This is a genomic window from Terriglobus tenax, assembly GCF_025685395.1.
GTDB lineage: Bacteria > Acidobacteriota > Terriglobia > Terriglobales > Acidobacteriaceae > Terriglobus > Terriglobus tenax.
This window is the reverse complement of sequence record NZ_JAGSYA010000004.1, coordinates 1,897,006-1,915,166: the sequence shown is the minus strand read 5'-3', so window position 1 is coordinate 1,915,166 and position 18,161 is coordinate 1,897,006. Positions and strand designations below refer to the sequence as shown.

Genomic DNA, 18,161 nt, shown 5'->3' with positions numbered 1-18,161 from the left:
CCGTTGCGTCGTCGTGCCTTTTGGGGCGAGGATGGTGCGCGGTAAGCCTAAAGCGATCGGGATACATGGCCCGGTCCCACTGTCCGATCCAAATTCATCGTCATTCTCGGCACAACCGAAGACGAGTCGGAGATTTTGTCATGGCACAGACCTGTGAGCTTTGCGGCAAGGGACCGCAGTTCGGCAACAATATTTCGCACGCGCACAACGTTACCCGCCGTCGCTGGAACGTGAATCTGCAGCAGGTGAAGGCTGTTGTCAACGGCGCCAGCAAGCGCGTCCGCGTTTGCACCGGCTGCATCAAGGCCGGCAAGATCGTCAAGGCGTAAGCCTTCCTAACGTAGTTTCAGGGCACCCGGTGAGCGCGTAGCTTGCCGGGTGTTCTGCGTTAAGGAGAGGGTGCACTGGTTTTGGTGCAATGAATCTCTTTCGCTCCCGTTCGAGGCCTGCGCTGGTTTTTCCTTAGGGAATTTTTGTGGCACGGCTCGAAGCCGTGCCCTGACGGGAAATGCGAATGGAGTCCCTCCGCCTGCGGCGACGAGCTGACAAGCAAAAAAGCCGGAGCGGCAACAGCTAAGTGGCTTTACTGGTCCGTTTCTCCGCGCTTTGGAAGAGGTTGACGGCCAGGATCATGATCAGCGGCTCCAGCACGTGGCGGAAGCGAGCCTGCACGGTGACCATGTAGTAGGGCAGCGGCAGCAGGAGGAAGGCGGCGGCCATGAGCCAGGCGGCTTTTCGTTTTTGACGGATGGCCAGAAGAAGGCCGAGCAGCCCGGCGGCGGTACCGAAGGCGAAGTTGATCTCGCGGCCGTATTCCACGTATTCCTTGTGCGGGATGAGGGGTTGCGGCACGCCGGCCCAGAACATGTAGGCGCGCAGGGCGGTCAGCTTCCAGAAGCGTGCCCGGTGGGTTCGTATCCACTCGCTGGCGATGTCGCCACGTTCCCTGGACCACTGGACCTCACCCTTGGTGCGGTACTCGTCGAGGATGCGGGTGTTTTCGAGCGGGACGGTGGTGCCCCAGGGAAATCCAACCGACCAGGGCGAGTTGCCCATGTAGTTCTCTGCTCCGAAGTTGCTGCGGATGGGGATGAAGGCGTGCATCACGCGGTAGTTGCGGAGAACCCAGGGGGCGAGAAGTGCGCCTGCGATCAGGCCTGAGACGATGGCGCGGCGCAGGGTTTGCAGCCGGCATTCCGGAGCTCCCCAGAAGACCCACAGAGCGGCGACTGGCAGGAAGACGGTGGGGGTGGCGTTGTTGAGAGCCAGCAGGCCACCAAGTGCTCCAAAGAGGCTCCATTGCCGCCAGGTGCCGCCGCCTTCATCGCGCATACGGAGGGCGAGGAGGAAGATCCAGGTGAAGAGGCAGCAGGTCAGGCTCATCTCCCAGATCCACTTGACGGCGAACTGCAGGGCAGCGGGGTAAAGCGCCCAGAGCCATCCGGACCAGAGGGCGACTTTGGGATTGAAGCAGCGGTAAGCGATCTCGTAGACGGCCAGCGCTGTCAGCGCGGAGAAGACAGAGTTGAGCGCCAGGACGGTCCAGGCGCTGAGCGGCGTGTAGATACCGAAGAGCTTGAAGCAGGCCGCGATCATCAGCGTATAGAGGGGCGGCAGCCAGGCAGTGGGGCCGGTGTGTCCCTGGAAGGGGTCGGCATAGCCGTAACCGTTGACCAGGGCGCGGGCGACGCGGCCTGCCTCCCATCCGAACTGGAAGTGATCCTCAAACAAGCGGATGCGGTAGGTGTGGGCCAGCGTCATATAGAGGATGCGGACGATGAGTCCGATCCAGAAGATCTTCCACGGCAGACGGATGGGTGCTTGCTCACTGCCGGTGTTGGTTGCCATGGCTTTATTGAACCAGTGGGAGGGCTGCTTGGCTAGATGACTGGTTGGCTGGTAAAGACAAAAGCGTGACGCTTGCTATCCCCAGCCTGCCCGCATCTGCTGCGCAGGTACGGGGCACCCGTTCGTTGCCAGTCATCTAGCCAACGAGCCCTCCAGCCATCTATCCTCCGTGCATGGCCAACCCTTATCTTGCGACCCTTGGGGACACCGATCCTCTTACTGTGCTACCTGCGACACCGGCAAAGCTGAAGGCCCTGGTTGTGGGGCTGAGCGCGGAGCAGCTTAACACGCCGCCTGCGCCGGGCAAATGGAGCATCCGCGAGATCTTCGCGCACCTGGCCGACTGCGAGCTGGCTTTTGGATGGCGGCTGCGCCAGACGCTGGCGGTCGATAACCCCACGCTGGAGCCCTTTGATCAGGACAAGTGGGCGGAGCACTATGCGGCGTATGACTATGCGACGTCGGTGGCGTTTTATGAGGCGTTTCGCGCGTGGAATTTGAAACTGCTTTCGACGGTGACCGAGGAGCAGAAACAGAGGCCGGCATCGCACCCGGAGCGTGGATTGATGCCGTTCTTCGTGCAGTTGCAGACGATTGCGGGGCATGACCTGCATCATGTGGCTCACATGGAGAAGCTGGTGGCGGGGCTGAAGGGGTAGAGTTCGGTATTTTGTTGCCCCATTCTTTGCGTAGCAAAGGGTGGGGCAACGTAACTCTTCATCCCGAATTTGCGAAATAATGGTCGGATGCGTTCTTCTCGTATTGGCATCGACTTCGGCACGACCAACACCTCCATCGCACGTGCTGAAGGGGGCCAGGTAACCCTGGCACACTTTGCCGCGCAGGCCGGTGAGACGCCGTCGTACCGGTCATTGCTATACCTGGAGCAGGCGCGGGAGAAGAACCGTCCGGTGGTGCATTCCTACACGGGGCCTGCCGGAATTGAACGTTACCTTGCCGCCGACCATGATTCGGTGGGCACGCAGGGGCGGCTGATCCAGTCGCTGAAGTCGTACCTGCCGTCGAAGACGTTGACCGGCACGGAGGTCTTTGGGCGGCGCTATACGCTGGAAGACCTGATTGCGCGCATTCTGACGGATGTACGTGTGGCCGCGGAGAAGCAGTTTGGTCACGAGATTCGCAGCGTAACGGCGGGCCGGCCGGTGCGTTTCGTCGGGTCGGATTCAGAAGAAGACGATGCCTACGCCGAGTCGCGGCTGCGGCAGGCTTTTCAGATTGCGGGCTATGAGGATATCCGCTTCCAGTTGGAGCCGATCGGCGCGGCATACAGCTATGAGGCGTCACTGGAGCGGGATGAGCTGATCCTGATTGGCGACTTCGGCGGCGGTACATCGGATTTTTCGCTGCTGCATGTGGGGCCGAGCTTCCGCAACCAGGAGGACCGGGGGAAGTCAATGCTGGGGACCTCTGGCCTGGGGCTGGCGGGCGATGCATTTGACGCGAAGATCGTGCGCAAGCTGGTCTCTCCCGCGCTGGGTGCGGAGACGCTGGCGCGCAGCCTGAATAAGCTGCTGCCGGCGGTGCCCAACTGGATCTACGCGAACCTGGAGCGCTGGCACTACCTTTCGTTTCTGCGCACGCGCAACGTGATGGAGATTCTGGGCCGTGCGGAGAAGTCGGCCCTGGAGCCGGAGAAGATCACGTCCCTGATTACGCTGATTGAGCGTGACCTGGGCTACCAGTTGCACCAGGCGGTGCAGCGGACAAAGGTGCAGTTGTCCTTGACGGAGGCCGCCGAGTTCTACTTCCGCGATGATGACCTGGAGTTGCGTGCGATGGTGACACGCGCCGAGTTCGAAGGCTGGATTGCGGACGAACTGCAGGCGATTGAGCGTACGGTGCAGAAGCTGCTGGATGAGACCGGTGTGCAGCCGCACCAGATTGATCGCGTATTTCTGACGGGCGGTACCAGTTTTGTGCCGGCGGTGCGCACGATCTTCCATCGGATGATTGGTGAGGGGAAACTGCGGACGGGCAATGAGTTCACGTCGGTGGCGTATGGATTGTCGCTGAGCGCGTAGCAGTGCAAAAGAGATGGGTGGGGCACCCGGCAGAATGACAAACAAAAAAGACAAGTTCTTATAATGGCCAGCAGCGCGATGGCGACTGCGAAGAACAAACCGAGGAGCTTCAAGGCGACGCTCGAACACCTGCAGGGAAACCTGGGGTGGGTGGTGGTGTATCTTCCGTTTGATCCGGCGAAGGCGTGGAGCGAGCGCAGGCGGCTGAGGGTGCGGGGCGATGTGAATGGCTTCGCCTTTCGCAGCTCGTTGTTTCCGAAGACGGGTGGCGGCGGGTTCTTTCTGCTGGTGAACAAGACGATGCAGAAGGGCGCGAAGGCCACGGTGGGCTCCGTGGTGACCGTCACGATGGAGCCTGACCTGGAAGAGCGCGATTTCGGCGTGCCGGCCTCGCTGGCTCCGTATCTGAAGAAAGATCGCGCGCTGAAGAAGTTCTATGACGAGTTCTCTGACTCGACGAAGCATGACATTGCGCGCACGTTCGCCGAGGTGAAGTCGCCGGAGACGCTGAAGAAGCGTACGGAGCAGATGGTAGAGCGCATGATGCTGGCCATGGAGGGCGAGCGCGATACGCCGCCGATCCTGCTGATGCTGTTCCGTGAGAATCCGATGGCAGAGAAGGGATGGAAGCAGATGACGCCGGTGCAGAGGCGCGGGCATCTGCTGGGCATCTTCTATTACCAGACGCCGGAGAGCCGCGAGAAGCGGGCGCGTAAGGTGGTGGACGAGGCGTTGAAGGTGGCGGAGAAGAAGGGGTAAAGCGGTCTCGCTTCGCTCGATATCCCACGCTCCACCCCGACGATTATGACCGCCGGAGACACCATTCTTTGCGCGATACGGCCGCGCAAAGAATGAGGCAACGATTTCAGTGGAAGGACAATCCTGTGTCGTGGGACACATGCGTCTTTGCTGGGCGCGTGCGATTCTTAATGCGTGAGCACTTTGACCGTAGACCTGGCCATGGAGCCGTTGGCGCAGCTTCAGCAGCGGATTCAGCCGCTGCATGATGAGTTGGCGCAGCACCCCTTGTTTTCTTCCTTCCGCACGATGGAGGACCTGTACCGCTTCATGCAGACGCATGTGTATGCGGTGTGGGATTTCATGTCGTTGCTGAAGGCGTTGCAGCGCGGCCTGACCTGCGTGGATGTGCCGTGGCTGCCTTCGGCGGATCCGGTGGCGCGTCACCTGGTGAACCAGATTGTGCTGGGGGAAGAGAGCGATATGTATGCGCACCAGCATGTGTCGCACTTTGAGCTGTATCTGCTGGCCATGCGTTCGGCGGGTGCGCCGACGGAGTCGATCGATCGCTTTGTAGAAGAGCTGCGTGGTGGCAGCCATGTGCGGCCGGCGTTGATTACAGCCAATGCGCCGCTGGGCGCGGCCACCTTTGTGCGTCATACCTTTTCGCTGATTGAGCAGGGCGATCTGCACATCATCGCGGCGGCGTTTACCTTTGGCCGTGAAGACCTGATTCCGGATATGTTCCAGGGATTTCTGGACAGGCTTGCGCCGGAGTTACAGCCGAAGCTTGAGACCTTCCTGTGGTATCTGAACCGCCATATTGAGGTGGATGGCGGGGAGCATGGTCCGATGGCGCTGAAGATGGTGTCGAACCTGTGCGGCAACGATCCGGTGAAGTGGCAGCAGGCGACAGAGGCGGCGGAGACGGCGCTGCGGGCGCGGCTGGCGTTGTGGAACTCGCTGTTGTAGTTGGATGGTTTTGTTGGTGAGAGACTGATCGCTCGACCCCGCCTAGCGTTGCGAGGCGGGGCACCCGGGTTTGTGGGATGGATAGATGGACTATCCCACCATCCATCTATCCAACCTCTTCCAGGTAGATCTTTGTGTAGTCCAGGTAGTTATTGGCGTACATCAGGATTTTTTCGCGGTCGGAGTCGTCGAGCTGGCGGCGGATTTTTCCGGGCAGGCCGGCGACGAGGGAGCGCGGTGGGACGATCATGCCCTCGGGGATGAGAGCGCCTGCGGCGATGATGGAGCCTTCCCCGATCTTCGCTCCGTTCAGGATGGTGGCGTGCATGCCGACCAGGACGGCGTCGCCGATGGTGCACCCATGCGCAATGGCGGAGTGGCCGATGGTGACCATTTCACCGATGTGGACCGGGTGAACGTAGCGCATGCCGTGGAGCACGGCGCAGTCCTGGATATTGCTTTTGGCCGCGATGCGGATGGCGTTGACGTCGCCGCGGATGACGGCGTTCATCCAGACGGAGCACTGGTCGCCGAGGACGACATCGCCGATGACCTGTGCGGACTGGTCAATGTAGCAGCCCTGGCCAATGAGGGGCGTCTTGCCCTGGTAGGAGCGAATCATGGGGATGATTCTACTTACTCTTCGCTGACGACAAGACCCAGGCGCTCCATCTCGCGCACCTGGATCTTGTAGTCGAGCCAGAAGCCGACGCCGATGGCGATAGGGATCAGGCCTCCCGCGGAACCTGCCAGGATCTGGCGGTAGCGAAGGATGATGGTCAGCAGAAAGCAGGTGATGATGACGCCCGCGCCGCCGCAGATGAGGATGAGAGCGGTGAGGCGGATGTTGTTGAGACGGGTCATCGGGTCTCCGTTGACCTCGGCGCGTTCGGCGGCGCCGAAGACCTTCTCCACCTGGTCCAGCGGAATGCCGCGCTGCAGGGCAGCGATGCGCTGTTCTACTTTGAGCCGTTTTTCCTGGTAGCCGGAGATGATGCCGGCCACACCGAGGACGGCGATCATGGTGAAGAGAGCGACGGGGACGATAAACGGGCTGAAGATCATGCGAGAAAACCTCCGTACTGTTCTGCGGGCGTAGGACTGAGCTTTGCCGTGAAAGTTTCATGTGTATGGCATGAAACTTTCGGAGACAATCGCAGTCTTACCCGCTTTGCAGACGGCAGCCCAATTCGAGCAGATGGTTCAGGAACACCAGCAGCAGGTCTTTCGCACGCTGGCGCGCCTGGTGAACCGGCGGGAGAATCTGGAAGACCTGGCGCAGGAGGTCTTTCTGCGGCTTTACCGCGCTCTGCCGAGCTTTCGCGGAGAGGCGATGTTGTCGACCTATCTGTACCGTATTACGGTGAATGTGGCGCAGGATGAATGGAAGCGCCGCCGCAGGGTGGATGACCCGCTGCTGTCACTTTCGTCGAAGGAAGATGAGAGCGATTTGCCGATGGAAGAACGGCTGCCCGGAAATGATCGCGGGGCCGAGCGGCAACTGCTGGATAACGAGTTCTGGTCGCTGGTGCAGCAGCAGATGATGACGCTAAGCCCGGTGGAGCGTGCCGTGCTCACGATGTTTCACCAGGAAGAGCAGACCTATGAGCAGATTGCGGTGGTGTTGAGTTTGCCGATCAACACGGTGCGGACGCATCTGCACCGCGCACGCACGCGATTGAGGCAGCGTGTGGAGCAGGCGATGACCCACACCGGGCGTGCTGCTAGCATTCAGGAAAGGGTGAGCCTATGAGTCCGGAGTTTGTTCCTACCGAGCTTGACCAGCGGATTACGCAGGCCCTTGACCATGCGCCACAGGTCGCTGTGCCGCAGGACTTCGCGGTGTGCATGGCCTCGCAGATGCCGCAGCAGGCCGAGGTACGCGGGTTCCGTCACACCTATGCACGCCGGCTCGCGGTGGTGTGCGCCGTGCTGCTGGCGGTGGGGGTGCTGGTGCTCGCTTCGAATACAGCTTCGAGCTTCACCCTGATGGAGATGTTGTTTGCGGTGGAGCTGGCCCTGTTGACGTTGTGGCTGGTGTCGTACCGCCGGGCCTGATAGGAGCCCCGTTCCGGGTTTTTATACGGTCGAGGCGCGGGGAAAGATTCATAGACAATCATGGGGGAACCATGTAACGTGCTGGTACCGAGCGGGCTTCTCGGCGCTTTGTGCAAGAGATCTATTCACGTGGAGCATGATCGTGTCGCACCTCTCAGGAGCTATGCCAGCGGCCCTGCCGCGGAATGAGGAAGAGCGCCTCGCGGTGCTGCGAGGACTTTGCATTCTGGATACTCCGTCCGAGTCGGCTTTTGATGAGCTGACGGCCATGGCCGTGAAGATCTTCTCCGTCCCGGTAGCCCTTATTTCTCTTGTGGATGAGCACCGCCAGTTCTTCAAATCTGTGCATGGGCTGGATCTGCGGGAAACCTCGCGCGATCTTTCTTTTTGCGCGCACTCGCTGCTGACGGAAGGACCTACCCTTGTGCCGGATGCGCGGCTGGACCTGCGTTTTGCGACAAATCCTTTTGTTACGGGCGATCCGAATATTCGTTTGTATGCCAGCGCTCCGCTGACGACCAAGGATGGCACACGGCTGGGCAGCTTCTGCATTATCTCGCCGCAGGTACGGAACCTGACGCCGGGCGAAGTGGAGTTGCTGGAGCATCTGGCCAATGCAGCCTCCTACCTGATTGACCAGAGGACGACAGCTCTGCAACTGGAAGCCGCGCAGAAGCAGATTGACATTGTGGGCGAGCGGTACCGGCTGGCTACGCGCGCGACATCGGACGGGATATGGGACTGGGATTGTCGTGTGGGCGACATCTATCTTTCGCCCCGCTGCAGCGCCATGTTTGGTTTTGAAGAGAAGGAGCATACGCTGCGTCTGCGGGACTGCCTGCGGCATATCCATGCAGAAGACCGCCGCCGGATGCTGGACCAGTTAAACCAGGCGGTGGAGCAGCACCGGAATTTCTCCTGCGAGTACCGTCATCTGCGCGCTGACGGCGAATGGCGGTGGATGGAATGCAGCGGGCTGGTGCTGACCGACGCGAAGGGGGCGCCACAGCGCAAGGTGGGCGCACTTCGCGATATCACCCGCATTCGTGCCCTGGACCCGCTGACCGGCCTGTATAACCGTGCATCCTTCATTGAGCGGGTGCAGGGATGTATGGATCAACAGGGGAGGCAGTGCGGCCCCTACGCCGTACTGTACGTGGATGTGGACCACTTCAAGCGCATCAATGACAGCCTGGGCCACATGGAAGGCGATGTGGTGCTGGAGGAGATTGCCCGGCGGATCAGCCAGGGGCTGTCCTCGCATTCCAATAGCTGCGCCGCGCGGCTGAGTAGTGATGAGTTCGCCATCTTCCTGAATGAGTATGGGGAAGAGGCAAATGTTTTTTCCTATGTGGAGCAACTGCGCGAGGCGTTGCAGGTACCGGTTTACAGCGGCGAGCAAACCCTGATTCTGACCGCCAGTATCGGGATTGCGCTCAGCGATCCAACCGTAAAGGATGCGCGCACTGTGCTGGAGAATGCCGACCTGGCGATGTACCAGGCCAAGAACGCCGGACGCGCGACCAGCGTTTTCTTTCTGCCGGATATGCGCGAATCGGCCGCTCGCAAGGTGCAACTGGAACTGGAGCTTCGCACGGCTATTGAAGAAGGCCAGATTCACCTGTACTACCAGCCCAAGGTGGTCCTGCGTACGGGCAAGGTGGTTGGCTTTGAGGCGCTGGTGCGGTGGAAGCATCCGGTACGCGGGATGGTTTCGCCGGCGGACTTTATTCCCGTGGCCGAGGAGACGGGACTGATCCGGGAGCTGGGGCTCAACGTACTGAGCCAGGCGATTCAGCAGTCGGCTCGGTGGAGGCAGGAAGGCATCCTGACCGAGGAGATGAATGTCGCGGTCAACATCTCCGGCAAGCAGATTGGCGACAGCAACCTGATTGGTTTTATCCGCGATCAGTTGCAGGCGGCAGGGCTGCCACCGCATAACCTGCGGCTGGAGGTGACGGAGAGCCTGCTGCTGAACAGCGACGAAACCACCGGCGAGTTCTTCCGGGAGATCAAGGCGCTGGGCATCGGGATCGACATGGACGACTTCGGTACAGGCTACTCCTCGCTGAGCTACCTGCACCGTTTTCCGTTCGATGCCCTGAAGGTGGACCGGTCGTTTGTGCAGCGCATTGACCAGACTGAGGAAAGCCTGAGCCTGCCGCGGTCGATTGTGGCGCTGGGGAAGGCGCTGGGAATGCGCGTGCTGGCCGAGGGCATTGAAAACCAGCAACAACTGGCACAGCTTATCCGGATGGACTGCGGCTACGGGCAGGGTTACCTGTTCTCACGTCCGGTGCCGCCGGAGGATGTCGCTGACCTGATCAAAAAGCTCAACGGCAAGATTCGTACGGAGCTGATGGCTTCCTGAGCCTGCAATTCATCAAAATCAACGGTTGATCCGGCGTTCAAAAGGGAAAAATTCCGTCTCTTTGGAGCCAGGGTTTGTTGTGATGTCTGGGAACCGCATTGGCTTGCACCATGATTGGTGCAAGCCAATGCGAACCTCGCGGTTTGCTCACCTTCTGAAGGGAGCGGGGTCTATCAGAGTGAGATTGATTTCCTGACTCCGGAGTCAGACGGCAGATGCAGACAGAAACGTTGGATGCGAACGTCATTTCACCTTTGGTGAACGGTGTAGGAGCCAGCATTGGCCTCCGCCGGGTAGAATCTTCCGCAGCGATGGCAAAAGCGGCGGCAACCCGGGCAGCGCGTAACGGCGGCAGGCTGACTCAGGCTCAGATGGATGCCCGCGCAGCGCAACGCGCGGAAGACGATGAGCTGATTCGCGCGGCGCAACGAGGCGACCGTGCCAGCTTTGACCTTCTGGTGCGCCGGTATGACCAGGCGGTGCTGCGGCTTGCGCTGCACATGCTGGGCAACGAGCAGGATGCACAGGATGTCCACCAGGAAGCCTTCCTGAAGGCTTACCGGCACATCCATAACTTCCGCTTCGACAGCTCGTTTTACACCTGGCTGTACCGCATTGCGACGAACCTTTGCCTGGACGCGCTGCGCCGGCGTAAGAGCCGCCGCGAAGATCCGGCGACGGTGACGGATGCGGCCGGCGAGGAGATGGACCTGATGGCCAACATCTCCGACGATCGCGCGATGGCGAACCCGGCCCGCGAGCTGGACCGCAAGGACATGGGCGAGCGCATCATGTCTGCGCTGGGCAAATTGACGCCGCGTGAGCGGATGGTCTTTGAGCTGAAGCATTACCAGGGTTTGAAGCTCCGGACGATTGGAGAGATGTTGAACACCACGGAAGAGACGGCAAAGAACACGCTCTTCCGCGCTACCCGGAAACTGCGGTCGAATCTGGCCGAACTCCGGGCGTAGAAACAGTTTTTTCGCAGTACCCCAAGCGGACGCAGGGCAGAGCCATTCACGACGATCCGCTGGATAAAGAGCAGTACCGCGGTACCCATTTTTGAGGCTGGTTAGAGGCAGAGACACGCGATGAAGTGCGAAACGGCACAACTCGAGGTCGTCCTGCTCGCATACGGCGAGCTAATAGACGACAAACTTCCCGAATTGGACGAGCACCTGGCAGGTTGTGAAGCCTGTCGGCAGGAGCTTGAATTGCTGACAGCGATGCAGGATGAGCTGGCGGCGGTGGAACAGGCGGAGCCTTCGCCCAACCTGCTGGCGCAGGCCCGTGTCCGGCTGGACGAGGCGTTGGACTCCGAGCCTGAGCCGGGTCTGCTGGCGCGGCTGCGCAGCCTGGTGATGGGCAGCCTGCATCATGTTCACGCGGCTCCCGCGCTGGCAACGCTGCTGGTGGGCGCCGGTTTTCTGGGCGGCACGGCGCTTAGCCGCTACCAGACAGCGCATGAGCAGAAGCCACCGGCCATGCTGATGCAGCATTCGGCCGACTCCGCCATCGCCAATATCAGTTCGATTGTGCAGACGCCGGACTCCAAGCTGGTGCAGGTGAACTACAACCGCGTTGTGCCGGAGACGGCGCAGGGAACGCTGGACGATCCGCAGATCAAGCAGCTTCTGCTGATGGGCGCGAAGAACGGCATCAGCAACGATGTGCGCGACTCGTCGGTTGCCCTGCTGGCGGAAGGCTGCAAGGCCGGTCATATCTGCGATGACGATGATCAGCCCAGCGACAAACGCGGCCAGACGGTGCGTGACACCCTGCTGGTGAGCCTGCGCTACGACCGCGATTCGCAGGTCCGCATGAAGGCGCTGCATGGCCTGGAGCGCTACCTGGTCAGCGACCAGCGCGTGCGCGATGCCGTGCTGGAGTCGATCATGAACGACCATGACTCGGATGTCCGGATGCAGGCCATCAGTATGCTGGAGCCGGTGCAGGCTGACTCGTCCGTGCGCCAGGTACTGCACACGGTTTCGACGACCGACGAGAATCCGTATATTCGTAATGCATCCATGACGGCCCTTGAGGGCGCAAGTCAGATCCAGTAACGGCGATGACAAGCAGGCTAAGATCATCGTCGAATGGGTGGAGAGAAGAAGCGCGTACTTCCATGAAGCACTTGCTGGCTTACCGGTTAACTCCGCTGTCCCTTGCAGCTCTTGCCCTGGTGGCCGGGCTCGGTGCGGCGGCGCATGCACAGGACGGAGCAGGACCGCGGTGGCGTATGGTGCTGGTCTCCGGCGCTCGCGCACAGGGCTACCTGGGCGTTGATTTTCATGACATCTCGCAGGACCAGGTCTCCACTCTGCGGCTGAAGGACAACCGTGGCGTAGAGGTGGTTATGCTGGATCACGACGGGCCCGCCTGCAAGGCCGGCCTGCGTGAGCATGATGTGATTCTGCAGATGGATGGCGTGACGATTGAAAGCGAAGACCAGCTGCGCCGCGCTCTGCATGAGTCCACGCCGGGCCGCAAGCTGTCATTGCTGATCAGCCGCGATGGCCAGCAGCAGACGATGCATGTTGTGCTGGCCAACCGTTCAGAGATTGAACGGAAGGCATGGAGCCAGCACTTTGTGGTGCCGGATCCCGGGCTTGACCAGCCGGCCGGTTCGCGCCGCGAAGAGAGTTCGCTGGCCCGCTTTGGCGACAAATTTCTTCCCAACCCCGCGGTGATCCTGGGGATGCCGCGCATTGGCGTCACGCTGGACCCGATGGAGCCCCAGCTGGCCGAGTTCTTTGGCTCGCCCAATGGGAAGGGGCTGCTGGTGCGCACGGTGGAGCCGAACAGCGCCGCCGAACGGTCTGGCATGAAGGCGGGCGACGTGGTGCTGAAGGTGAACGGCACCGTGGTGACCTCGCGTAATGACTGGCTGCGCGCCCTTCACGAAGGGAAGTCAAAGCCCGTAGCGGTGACCATTCTTCGCGAAAAGAAAGAACAGACGCTGACCGTGAACATGGACGACAAGAAGAAGAGTGAGGTGGAGGAGGGAAAGCCCCGCCACGCTCTACTGATGCAGTTCGTTCCGTAGTTTGGCTGTCAGAAAAACGTGAGAAGGGCCGCCCAGATTGGCGGCCCTTTCTGCGTTCCAAATGCAGGTTTCTCCACTCCGCGCGAGGCGCTCCGGCCGAGGGGGACAGACCCTCTTTGAAGCCCCCTTAGAGTACGGACATAAAGTTCACCAGGTCCTGCTTCTCCTGCTCGGAGAAGTGGGCACTGAAGCGTTTGTCGTAGAAGTCGACGACCTCGCGCAGATCCTTCGCGGTGCCGGCGGTGAAGTAGGGCGCGCGTGCGGGCAGGCCGCGAAGCTGTTGCATGACGAACGATCCTACGTCGGCGCACTTGCCGGTGACGAGGGCGCGCCCGGGGTCGTTGGTGTAGATGACGCGGCCCAGGTACGGGTGTCCCGCGCCGGTGGTGCAGGTGATTTTGAAGAGTGGCAGTTCCGGCCGGTCGCCGATCCAGCCCTTTATGCTGGTGCCGATGTCGGCCCATGCGCCCTGGTTGCTGACGCCGGTAAAGCGCTCGCTGTGGCAGGTGGCGCAGGTGCCGTCCACGGCCTTGTGCCCGGCGACGTGCTCCAGGTTGGCGGTGTCGCCAATGTGGAAGGTGCGCGCAGAGAAGACGCGGCTGCCGCGAAGCACGGACTCGCGGAAGGCATCGCGCGGCGAGGCGCCCTGGGCATGGTGGTTTGGCCAGTCCTGCACGGTAAGGAAGCGGGCCAGGTTGCGGTCGGCAACCGTGTGCAGGTCATCCGCTTTGGCGCGGCTCATGTTCCAGGGGCCGAGAGCTTCCGGGCCGCCGACCTCGGTCAGGTCGCCGCCCAGTTCGTCGCGGCTTTGCGCGACATAGACCTGTTGTTCAAACTCGACGATCTGCCGCAGGTCTTCGGGGGCGATGTTGCCGCTGCCCTGTTCATGCATCCGGATGGCGTCCAATGCCTGCTGCTCCAGCGTGGTGGCGCGGCTGTCGGCGGTGAATGCTCCTGCGGACAGGAACTTGAAGTTGCCCACGATGCGCGGTCGACGGTAGACGGAGATGGTGGGATGCGCGGACTTCAGGCCGTAGGTCGCGTCGGTGTTGCAGCCGGTAGGGTCGCGCATCACCTCAATGGTGAACTCCGGTTTTACGCCCGCTGCTGGCCAGGCCTCATAGATGCGGAAGAGGCCGTGCTCCAGCAACAGGGAGTGTGAGGACTTTTCCTGCTGCGGCAGGCTGGGGCAGTTTGATCCGTCCACGGCGGCAAAGACCGCGTCGGTGCCACGGGTCTGCTGCCAGCGCTCGTTCAGCCGCTCCAGGTTCACGCTCATGGCGGCGGAGGGCTGGTGGCAACTGATGCAGGCGCGGCCATTGCTGCCTAGTTTGGAGAAGAACGGGTGGCCGTTGGTGCCCATGTCGCCGGTCTGGTTGTAAACCAGGATGTCGCCGGAGCTGTCACGGAAGAGCGCCGCCAGCGGCATTTTCTCGTTGGTGTTGGCCTCCCACCAGATGGGCGAGCCGCCATAGCCCTGCGCCAGAAGGGCAACTACGGGCAAAGTAACGGCTGCGGCGGCAATAGCTACACCACGACGGCGGAATCTGCGGAGAAAACCCTGCATGCGCGCTCCCTCAAAAACACGGCAAGACGATTCAGACGGGCCCGGTAAAGATTACGGATGGGTGAATCCTAGTATGCCACCGCCGGGCGCGGCGTGGCCCACTGAATGGGGCGGGAGCGGTAGAATAAAGGGAGTCATGTCGCAGCCCGCTACCCAGACCAATCCGCGCCCCATGCCGCTTCGCCGCCGCGTGAAGGCTGCTACGCGCCGCCTGCGCGAGCTCGGCTCCATTGCCTCCGCCCTTGTCTCCACCGGGCACCCATACATGGCGCAGATTGTGCCGATGCGCCGCTGCAACCTGGCATGCACGTACTGCAACGAGTATGACGACCACTCGAAGCCGGTGCCGCTGGACGAAATGCTGCGCCGTATCGACGACCTGGGACGCCTGGGGACGTCGGTCATCACCATCTCCGGTGGTGAGCCGCTGCTGCACCCGGAGCTGGACCAGATCATCGCGCGCATCCGCAAGACCGGTGCCATTGCCGGCATGATCACCAACGGCTACCTGCTGAACGCCGAGCGCATTCAGCGCCTGAACAAGGCCGGGCTGGACCACATGCAGATCTCGATCGACAACGTGATGCCGGACGATGTCTCCAAGAAGAGCCTGAAGGTGCTGGACCAGCGCCTGATCTGGCTGGCGGAGCATGCGGACTTCCACGTGAACATCAACTCCGTGGTGGGCGGCGGTATCGCCAACCCGCAGGACGCGTACACGGTTTCAACGCGCGCGCTGGGGCTGGGTTTCAGCTCGACGATCGGCATTATTCACGACGGCGACGGCCAGCTGAAGCCGCTGGGTGAAAAAGAACGCTCCGTGTGGGACGCCGTGCGCAAGCTGACGCGCCGCAGCTACTCACGCTTCAACCACTTCCAGGAAGCTATTGCCAACGGGCAGACCAACGACTGGCGCTGCCGCGCCGGCGGGCGCTACCTGTACGTCTGCGAGAACGGACTGGTGCATTACTGCAGCCAGCAGCGCGGCTTCCCGGCCAAGCCGCTGCGCGAGTACACCACGGCAGATGTGAAGCGCGAGTTCCTGACGGAGAAGACCTGCAGCCCGAACTGCACCATCAGCTGCGTGCACCAGGTCAGCTACATCGACCACTGGCGCTCTCCGCAGACGAGCACGACCTCCCCCGGTGCTCCGCATGGACATGGGGAACTGGTGCAGATTCAGTAGGCATTAGTACAAAGCAGGGTGCCACTTATCTGGCTGGTTTATTGCTGGATGTGGAGGAGTGTGTCTTTCTTCGTGAGAGATAGAGATCGCGCTTTGTGCGATGCCCCACATCTTCTGCGCAGATATGGGGTACCCGGTTGATGGGGCTCTGTAATATCTGCGACAAAGGCCTACTCTTTGGCCAAGTGGAAGAAATATCCCGTTTGAGGCAGTTCTTTCCTATCTCTTCCGCAGTAAATTCCGTTGGGGAAATAAGCGCTTTGTTTTCAGTCCGGGCCGGATTGGCGTGGGACGTGCACTCTGCCTGGCAGCTTTCAACCCCAAGGGAGTTTCATAATTTTGAACAACACCATACTTCGTCTCCTGATTTTAGGGAGCAGTGTGTCGTTGCTGGCCGGGGCTCAGTTTGCCCATGGACAGTATCGGCGCGGTCATAAGGGCTCTTCCACCACTTCTTCTTTATCGGCGTCCGTCAGTGCTTCGCCGGCCTCTATCACAGCAGGGCAGCAGTCCACACTTAGGTGGAGCACTTCGGGTGCGACTGCGGTTACTCTCAACGGCGCGGCGGTCGCCGTCTCCGGATCGACGGTGGTCGCTCCGCAGCAATCCACCAGCTACAGCCTGGTGGCCCGCAATGGGTCCACTACGAAGACAGCTTCTGCAAGCATTACGGTTACGGCTGCGCCAACCACACCAACTACACCAACGACTCCTCCCACGACAACACCTTCTTCCGGAAGTACGACTCCCGGTGCGCCGCATATCAACTTCACGGATCTGAACGTCGGTTCCGGCACGGGTGGCGACACCGGCAATGGAGTGTATGTCCGCATCTTCGGCAATCACTTCGGCGCGTCGCAGGGATCGAGCTCTCTTTCGTTGGGCGGTCCACTGGTGACCAACTGCAGCCTTTGCTCGTGGAGTGACACCATGATCATTGCGCAGCTGGGGCCGTCGGCGACAACCGGTCAGATCGTCGTGAATGTGAATGGTCTGCCTTCGAATGGAGCTCCGTTCACCGTTACGCCGACCACGATTCTCTTCGTTTCGCCGAATGGCGCTGACACCAACCCCGGAACCTTTGCGCAGCCGTTCAAGAGCTGGCGTGCTGCGTTCAACCTGGCAACGTCGCATGACAACGCGTCGCCTTCGCAGAATACGGTGATCTACCTGATGCCCGGAACGGACGTGAGCTTTGATGATGGTCGTGGATACAAGTCCGCCATCTCAACGGATATCGGTGGATCGTCGCCGACCAGCCAGCTGTCGATCGTTGGTTATCCGGGCGGGACTGTCAACGTGGGCAGCACCAGCATTTCCTATGGTGTGCATGGATGGGGCAAGAACATTACACTTGCCAACCTCAACATCGTCGGCCAGGTATCGGCTATCGATGCGGAGGCGGGCAACATCCGCATTATCAACAACAGCCTTTCGTGCCCGGCGCCGCCCAGCGGTCTGGGTGGAACCGCCTGCATCCTGGGTGAAACCGGAAGTGCGGCGGACACGTGGGCCTTCCAGGGCAACAACGTGCATGACACGGGCGGCAACGTGGATAAAACCTATCACGCGGTGTACTTCTCCACCGGCGTGAACCATGCGGATGTTGGCTGGAACTCCATCGGTCAGAACTTCAAGGGGTATTGCCGCAGCCTGATGTTCCACGCATCTTCGGGTGGCAACCTGTATGACCTTCACGTGCATGACAACGTCATCACGGGCGGCTACTGCGATGGTATCGGCATGGCGACGGTCGATCCTTCGCAGGGCACGGTGGAGGTATACAACAACGTGGTGACACACACGGCCATCGCTACGAACCCATATGGTGTTGCCAATGAAGCCGGCATCGCCATCAACTCTGACCCTCGCGCTGCCACCAGCGGTACCGTGCAGGTCTACAACAACACCGTCGTGGATGCCGGGGGCTATGTTACAGGCAACCAGAATGGCTGCTTTGGCGTGGTGTATGCCGGTGCGGGGCTGAACCTGACAAACAACATCTGCGTTCAGCCGGGCGCGTCACAACCTTATATCGAGTCCGGCAGCACCAACGTTACGGGCTCGCATAACCTGTGGTACGGAGCCGGTGCGGCGCCTGCGTGGGATTCGGCGCCGGTGACATCGGCTCCGTCGTTTGTCTCCACGACCAACTTCGCTCTGCAGTCCAGCTCCGCCGGAAAGGATGCCGGAACCTCGGCTAAGACTTCGCCGGTGGACATTGTTGGAACACAGCGCGGAAGCACGCCTTCCATGGGCGCTTACCAGTAAGTGAAGAAAGGGAACCGGGCGAGGGCAGTCTTCATGATGCCCTTACCCGGTTCTAATCG

17 protein-coding genes are annotated in these 18,161 nt (G+C 60.9%); 13 read left to right on the top strand and 4 right to left on the bottom strand.

Annotated elements, in window-relative coordinates:
- Window positions 1-140: 140 nt before the first annotated feature.
- Window positions 141-329, top strand: a complete 189-nt coding sequence (rpmB, locus tag OHL13_RS13505; RefSeq protein WP_263410648.1) for a 50S ribosomal protein L28 — start codon at window positions 141-143, stop codon at window positions 327-329.
- A 244-nt stretch (window positions 330-573) separates the two neighbouring features.
- On the opposite strand, the gene OHL13_RS13500 is transcribed toward rpmB, so the two are convergent.
- The gene (locus OHL13_RS13500; RefSeq protein WP_263410647.1) at window positions 574-1,848 is read right to left on the bottom strand and encodes an ArnT family glycosyltransferase; all 1,275 of its coding nucleotides are present in this window, start codon (window positions 1,846-1,848) and stop codon (window positions 574-576) included.
- A 173-nt stretch (window positions 1,849-2,021) separates the two neighbouring features.
- Between OHL13_RS13500 and OHL13_RS13495 the strand changes: the two genes are divergently transcribed.
- The 4 genes from OHL13_RS13495 to OHL13_RS13480 all read left to right on the top strand — a co-directional run bounded on the left by OHL13_RS13495 (window position 2,022) and on the right by OHL13_RS13480 (window position 5,600).
- Complete coding sequence (locus OHL13_RS13495; protein WP_263410646.1) at window positions 2,022-2,507, top strand: DinB family protein; 486 nt, start codon at window positions 2,022-2,024, stop codon at window positions 2,505-2,507.
- A gap of 87 nt (window positions 2,508-2,594) precedes the next feature.
- On the top strand, window positions 2,595-3,890 hold the full coding sequence (locus OHL13_RS13490; protein ID WP_263410645.1) for an Hsp70 family protein: 1,296 nt from the start codon (window positions 2,595-2,597) through the stop codon (window positions 3,888-3,890).
- Window positions 3,891-3,968: 78 nt separating this feature from the next.
- A complete protein-coding gene (locus OHL13_RS13485; protein WP_263410644.1) occupies window positions 3,969-4,649 on the top strand; it encodes a YdeI/OmpD-associated family protein in 681 nt (226 codons plus the stop codon).
- Window positions 4,650-4,823: 174 nt separating this feature from the next.
- Window positions 4,824-5,600 (top strand): DUF3050 domain-containing protein, encoded by a 777-nt coding sequence (locus OHL13_RS13480; RefSeq protein ID WP_263410643.1) that lies wholly within the window; start codon window positions 4,824-4,826, stop codon window positions 5,598-5,600.
- Between the two features lie 106 nt (window positions 5,601-5,706).
- Here OHL13_RS13480 and OHL13_RS13475 read toward each other — a convergent pair whose 3' ends face one another.
- Complete coding sequence (locus OHL13_RS13475; protein WP_263410642.1) at window positions 5,707-6,222, bottom strand: gamma carbonic anhydrase family protein; 516 nt, start codon at window positions 6,220-6,222, stop codon at window positions 5,707-5,709.
- A gap of 14 nt (window positions 6,223-6,236) precedes the next feature.
- Complete coding sequence (locus OHL13_RS13470) at window positions 6,237-6,665, bottom strand: hypothetical protein (RefSeq protein WP_263410641.1); 429 nt, start codon at window positions 6,663-6,665, stop codon at window positions 6,237-6,239.
- A 133-nt stretch (window positions 6,666-6,798) separates the two neighbouring features.
- On the opposite strand from OHL13_RS13470, the gene OHL13_RS13465 reads away from it, so the two are divergent.
- The 6 genes from OHL13_RS13465 (at window position 6,799) to OHL13_RS13430 (ending at window position 13,078) form a co-directional block, all read left to right on the top strand.
- The gene (locus OHL13_RS13465) at window positions 6,799-7,353 is read left to right on the top strand and encodes an RNA polymerase sigma factor (protein ID WP_263410640.1); all 555 of its coding nucleotides are present in this window, start codon (window positions 6,799-6,801) and stop codon (window positions 7,351-7,353) included.
- Window positions 7,350-7,658 carry a hypothetical protein gene (locus tag OHL13_RS13460; RefSeq protein ID WP_263410639.1) on the top strand — a complete coding sequence of 103 codons (309 nt, stop codon included), beginning with the start codon at window positions 7,350-7,352 and terminating at the stop codon, window positions 7,656-7,658. Before OHL13_RS13465 ends, OHL13_RS13460 begins: the two co-directional genes overlap by 4 nt.
- 163 nt (window positions 7,659-7,821) lie before the next feature.
- Complete coding sequence (locus OHL13_RS18640; RefSeq protein ID WP_317889928.1) at window positions 7,822-10,029, top strand: putative bifunctional diguanylate cyclase/phosphodiesterase; 2,208 nt, start codon at window positions 7,822-7,824, stop codon at window positions 10,027-10,029.
- A 215-nt stretch (window positions 10,030-10,244) separates the two neighbouring features.
- Window positions 10,245-11,000 (top strand): RNA polymerase sigma factor, encoded by a 756-nt coding sequence (locus OHL13_RS13440; RefSeq protein ID WP_263410638.1) that lies wholly within the window; start codon window positions 10,245-10,247, stop codon window positions 10,998-11,000.
- Window positions 11,001-11,120: 120 nt separating this feature from the next.
- Window positions 11,121-12,095, top strand: coding sequence for a HEAT repeat domain-containing protein (locus tag OHL13_RS13435; RefSeq protein ID WP_263410637.1), 975 nt, complete (start codon window positions 11,121-11,123; stop codon window positions 12,093-12,095).
- A gap of 62 nt (window positions 12,096-12,157) precedes the next feature.
- Entirely contained in the window at window positions 12,158-13,078 is a 921-nt protein-coding gene (locus tag OHL13_RS13430; RefSeq protein ID WP_263410636.1) for a PDZ domain-containing protein, read from the top strand.
- A 127-nt stretch (window positions 13,079-13,205) separates the two neighbouring features.
- Here the strand turns inward: OHL13_RS13430 and OHL13_RS13425 are convergent, their stop codons facing one another.
- Window positions 13,206-14,645 (bottom strand): hypothetical protein, encoded by a 1,440-nt coding sequence (locus OHL13_RS13425; RefSeq protein ID WP_263410635.1) that lies wholly within the window; start codon window positions 14,643-14,645, stop codon window positions 13,206-13,208.
- Window positions 14,646-14,781: 136 nt separating this feature from the next.
- On the opposite strand from OHL13_RS13425, the gene OHL13_RS13420 reads away from it, so the two are divergent.
- Window positions 14,782-15,831, top strand: a complete 1,050-nt coding sequence (locus OHL13_RS13420; RefSeq protein WP_263410634.1) for a radical SAM protein — start codon at window positions 14,782-14,784, stop codon at window positions 15,829-15,831.
- Window positions 15,832-16,212: 381 nt separating this feature from the next.
- Window positions 16,213-18,102: a hypothetical protein gene (locus OHL13_RS13415; protein ID WP_263410633.1), complete on the top strand. Its 1,890-nt coding sequence runs from the start codon at window positions 16,213-16,215 to the stop codon at window positions 18,100-18,102.
- The last annotated feature ends 59 nt before the right edge of the window (window positions 18,103-18,161 follow it).

What these genes read in the sequence shown, in the direction of transcription:
- OHL13_RS13430 (WP_263410636.1), top strand. Translation starts at nt 12,158, where the DNA reads ATGAAGCACTTGCTGGCTTACCGGTTAACTCCGCTGTCCCTTGCAGCT.
- OHL13_RS13470 (WP_263410641.1), bottom strand. Translation starts at nt 6,665, where the DNA reads ATGATCTTCAGCCCGTTTATCGTCCCCGTCGCTCTCTTCACCATGATC.
- OHL13_RS18640 (WP_317889928.1), top strand. Translation starts at nt 7,822, where the DNA reads ATGCCAGCGGCCCTGCCGCGGAATGAGGAAGAGCGCCTCGCGGTGCTG.
- OHL13_RS13460 (WP_263410639.1), top strand. Translation starts at nt 7,350, where the DNA reads ATGAGTCCGGAGTTTGTTCCTACCGAGCTTGACCAGCGGATTACGCAG.
- OHL13_RS13440 (WP_263410638.1), top strand. Translation starts at nt 10,245, where the DNA reads ATGCAGACAGAAACGTTGGATGCGAACGTCATTTCACCTTTGGTGAAC.
- OHL13_RS13465 (WP_263410640.1), top strand. Translation starts at nt 6,799, where the DNA reads ATGGTTCAGGAACACCAGCAGCAGGTCTTTCGCACGCTGGCGCGCCTG.
- OHL13_RS13490 (WP_263410645.1), top strand. Translation starts at nt 2,595, where the DNA reads ATGCGTTCTTCTCGTATTGGCATCGACTTCGGCACGACCAACACCTCC.
- rpmB (WP_263410648.1), top strand. Translation starts at nt 141, where the DNA reads ATGGCACAGACCTGTGAGCTTTGCGGCAAGGGACCGCAGTTCGGCAAC.
- OHL13_RS13485 (WP_263410644.1), top strand. Translation starts at nt 3,969, where the DNA reads ATGGCGACTGCGAAGAACAAACCGAGGAGCTTCAAGGCGACGCTCGAA.
- OHL13_RS13425 (WP_263410635.1), bottom strand. Translation starts at nt 14,645, where the DNA reads ATGCAGGGTTTTCTCCGCAGATTCCGCCGTCGTGGTGTAGCTATTGCC.
- OHL13_RS13475 (WP_263410642.1), bottom strand. Translation starts at nt 6,222, where the DNA reads ATGATTCGCTCCTACCAGGGCAAGACGCCCCTCATTGGCCAGGGCTGC.
- OHL13_RS13500 (WP_263410647.1), bottom strand. Translation starts at nt 1,848, where the DNA reads ATGGCAACCAACACCGGCAGTGAGCAAGCACCCATCCGTCTGCCGTGG.
- OHL13_RS13420 (WP_263410634.1), top strand. Translation starts at nt 14,782, where the DNA reads ATGTCGCAGCCCGCTACCCAGACCAATCCGCGCCCCATGCCGCTTCGC.
- OHL13_RS13495 (WP_263410646.1), top strand. Translation starts at nt 2,022, where the DNA reads ATGGCCAACCCTTATCTTGCGACCCTTGGGGACACCGATCCTCTTACT.
- OHL13_RS13435 (WP_263410637.1), top strand. Translation starts at nt 11,121, where the DNA reads ATGAAGTGCGAAACGGCACAACTCGAGGTCGTCCTGCTCGCATACGGC.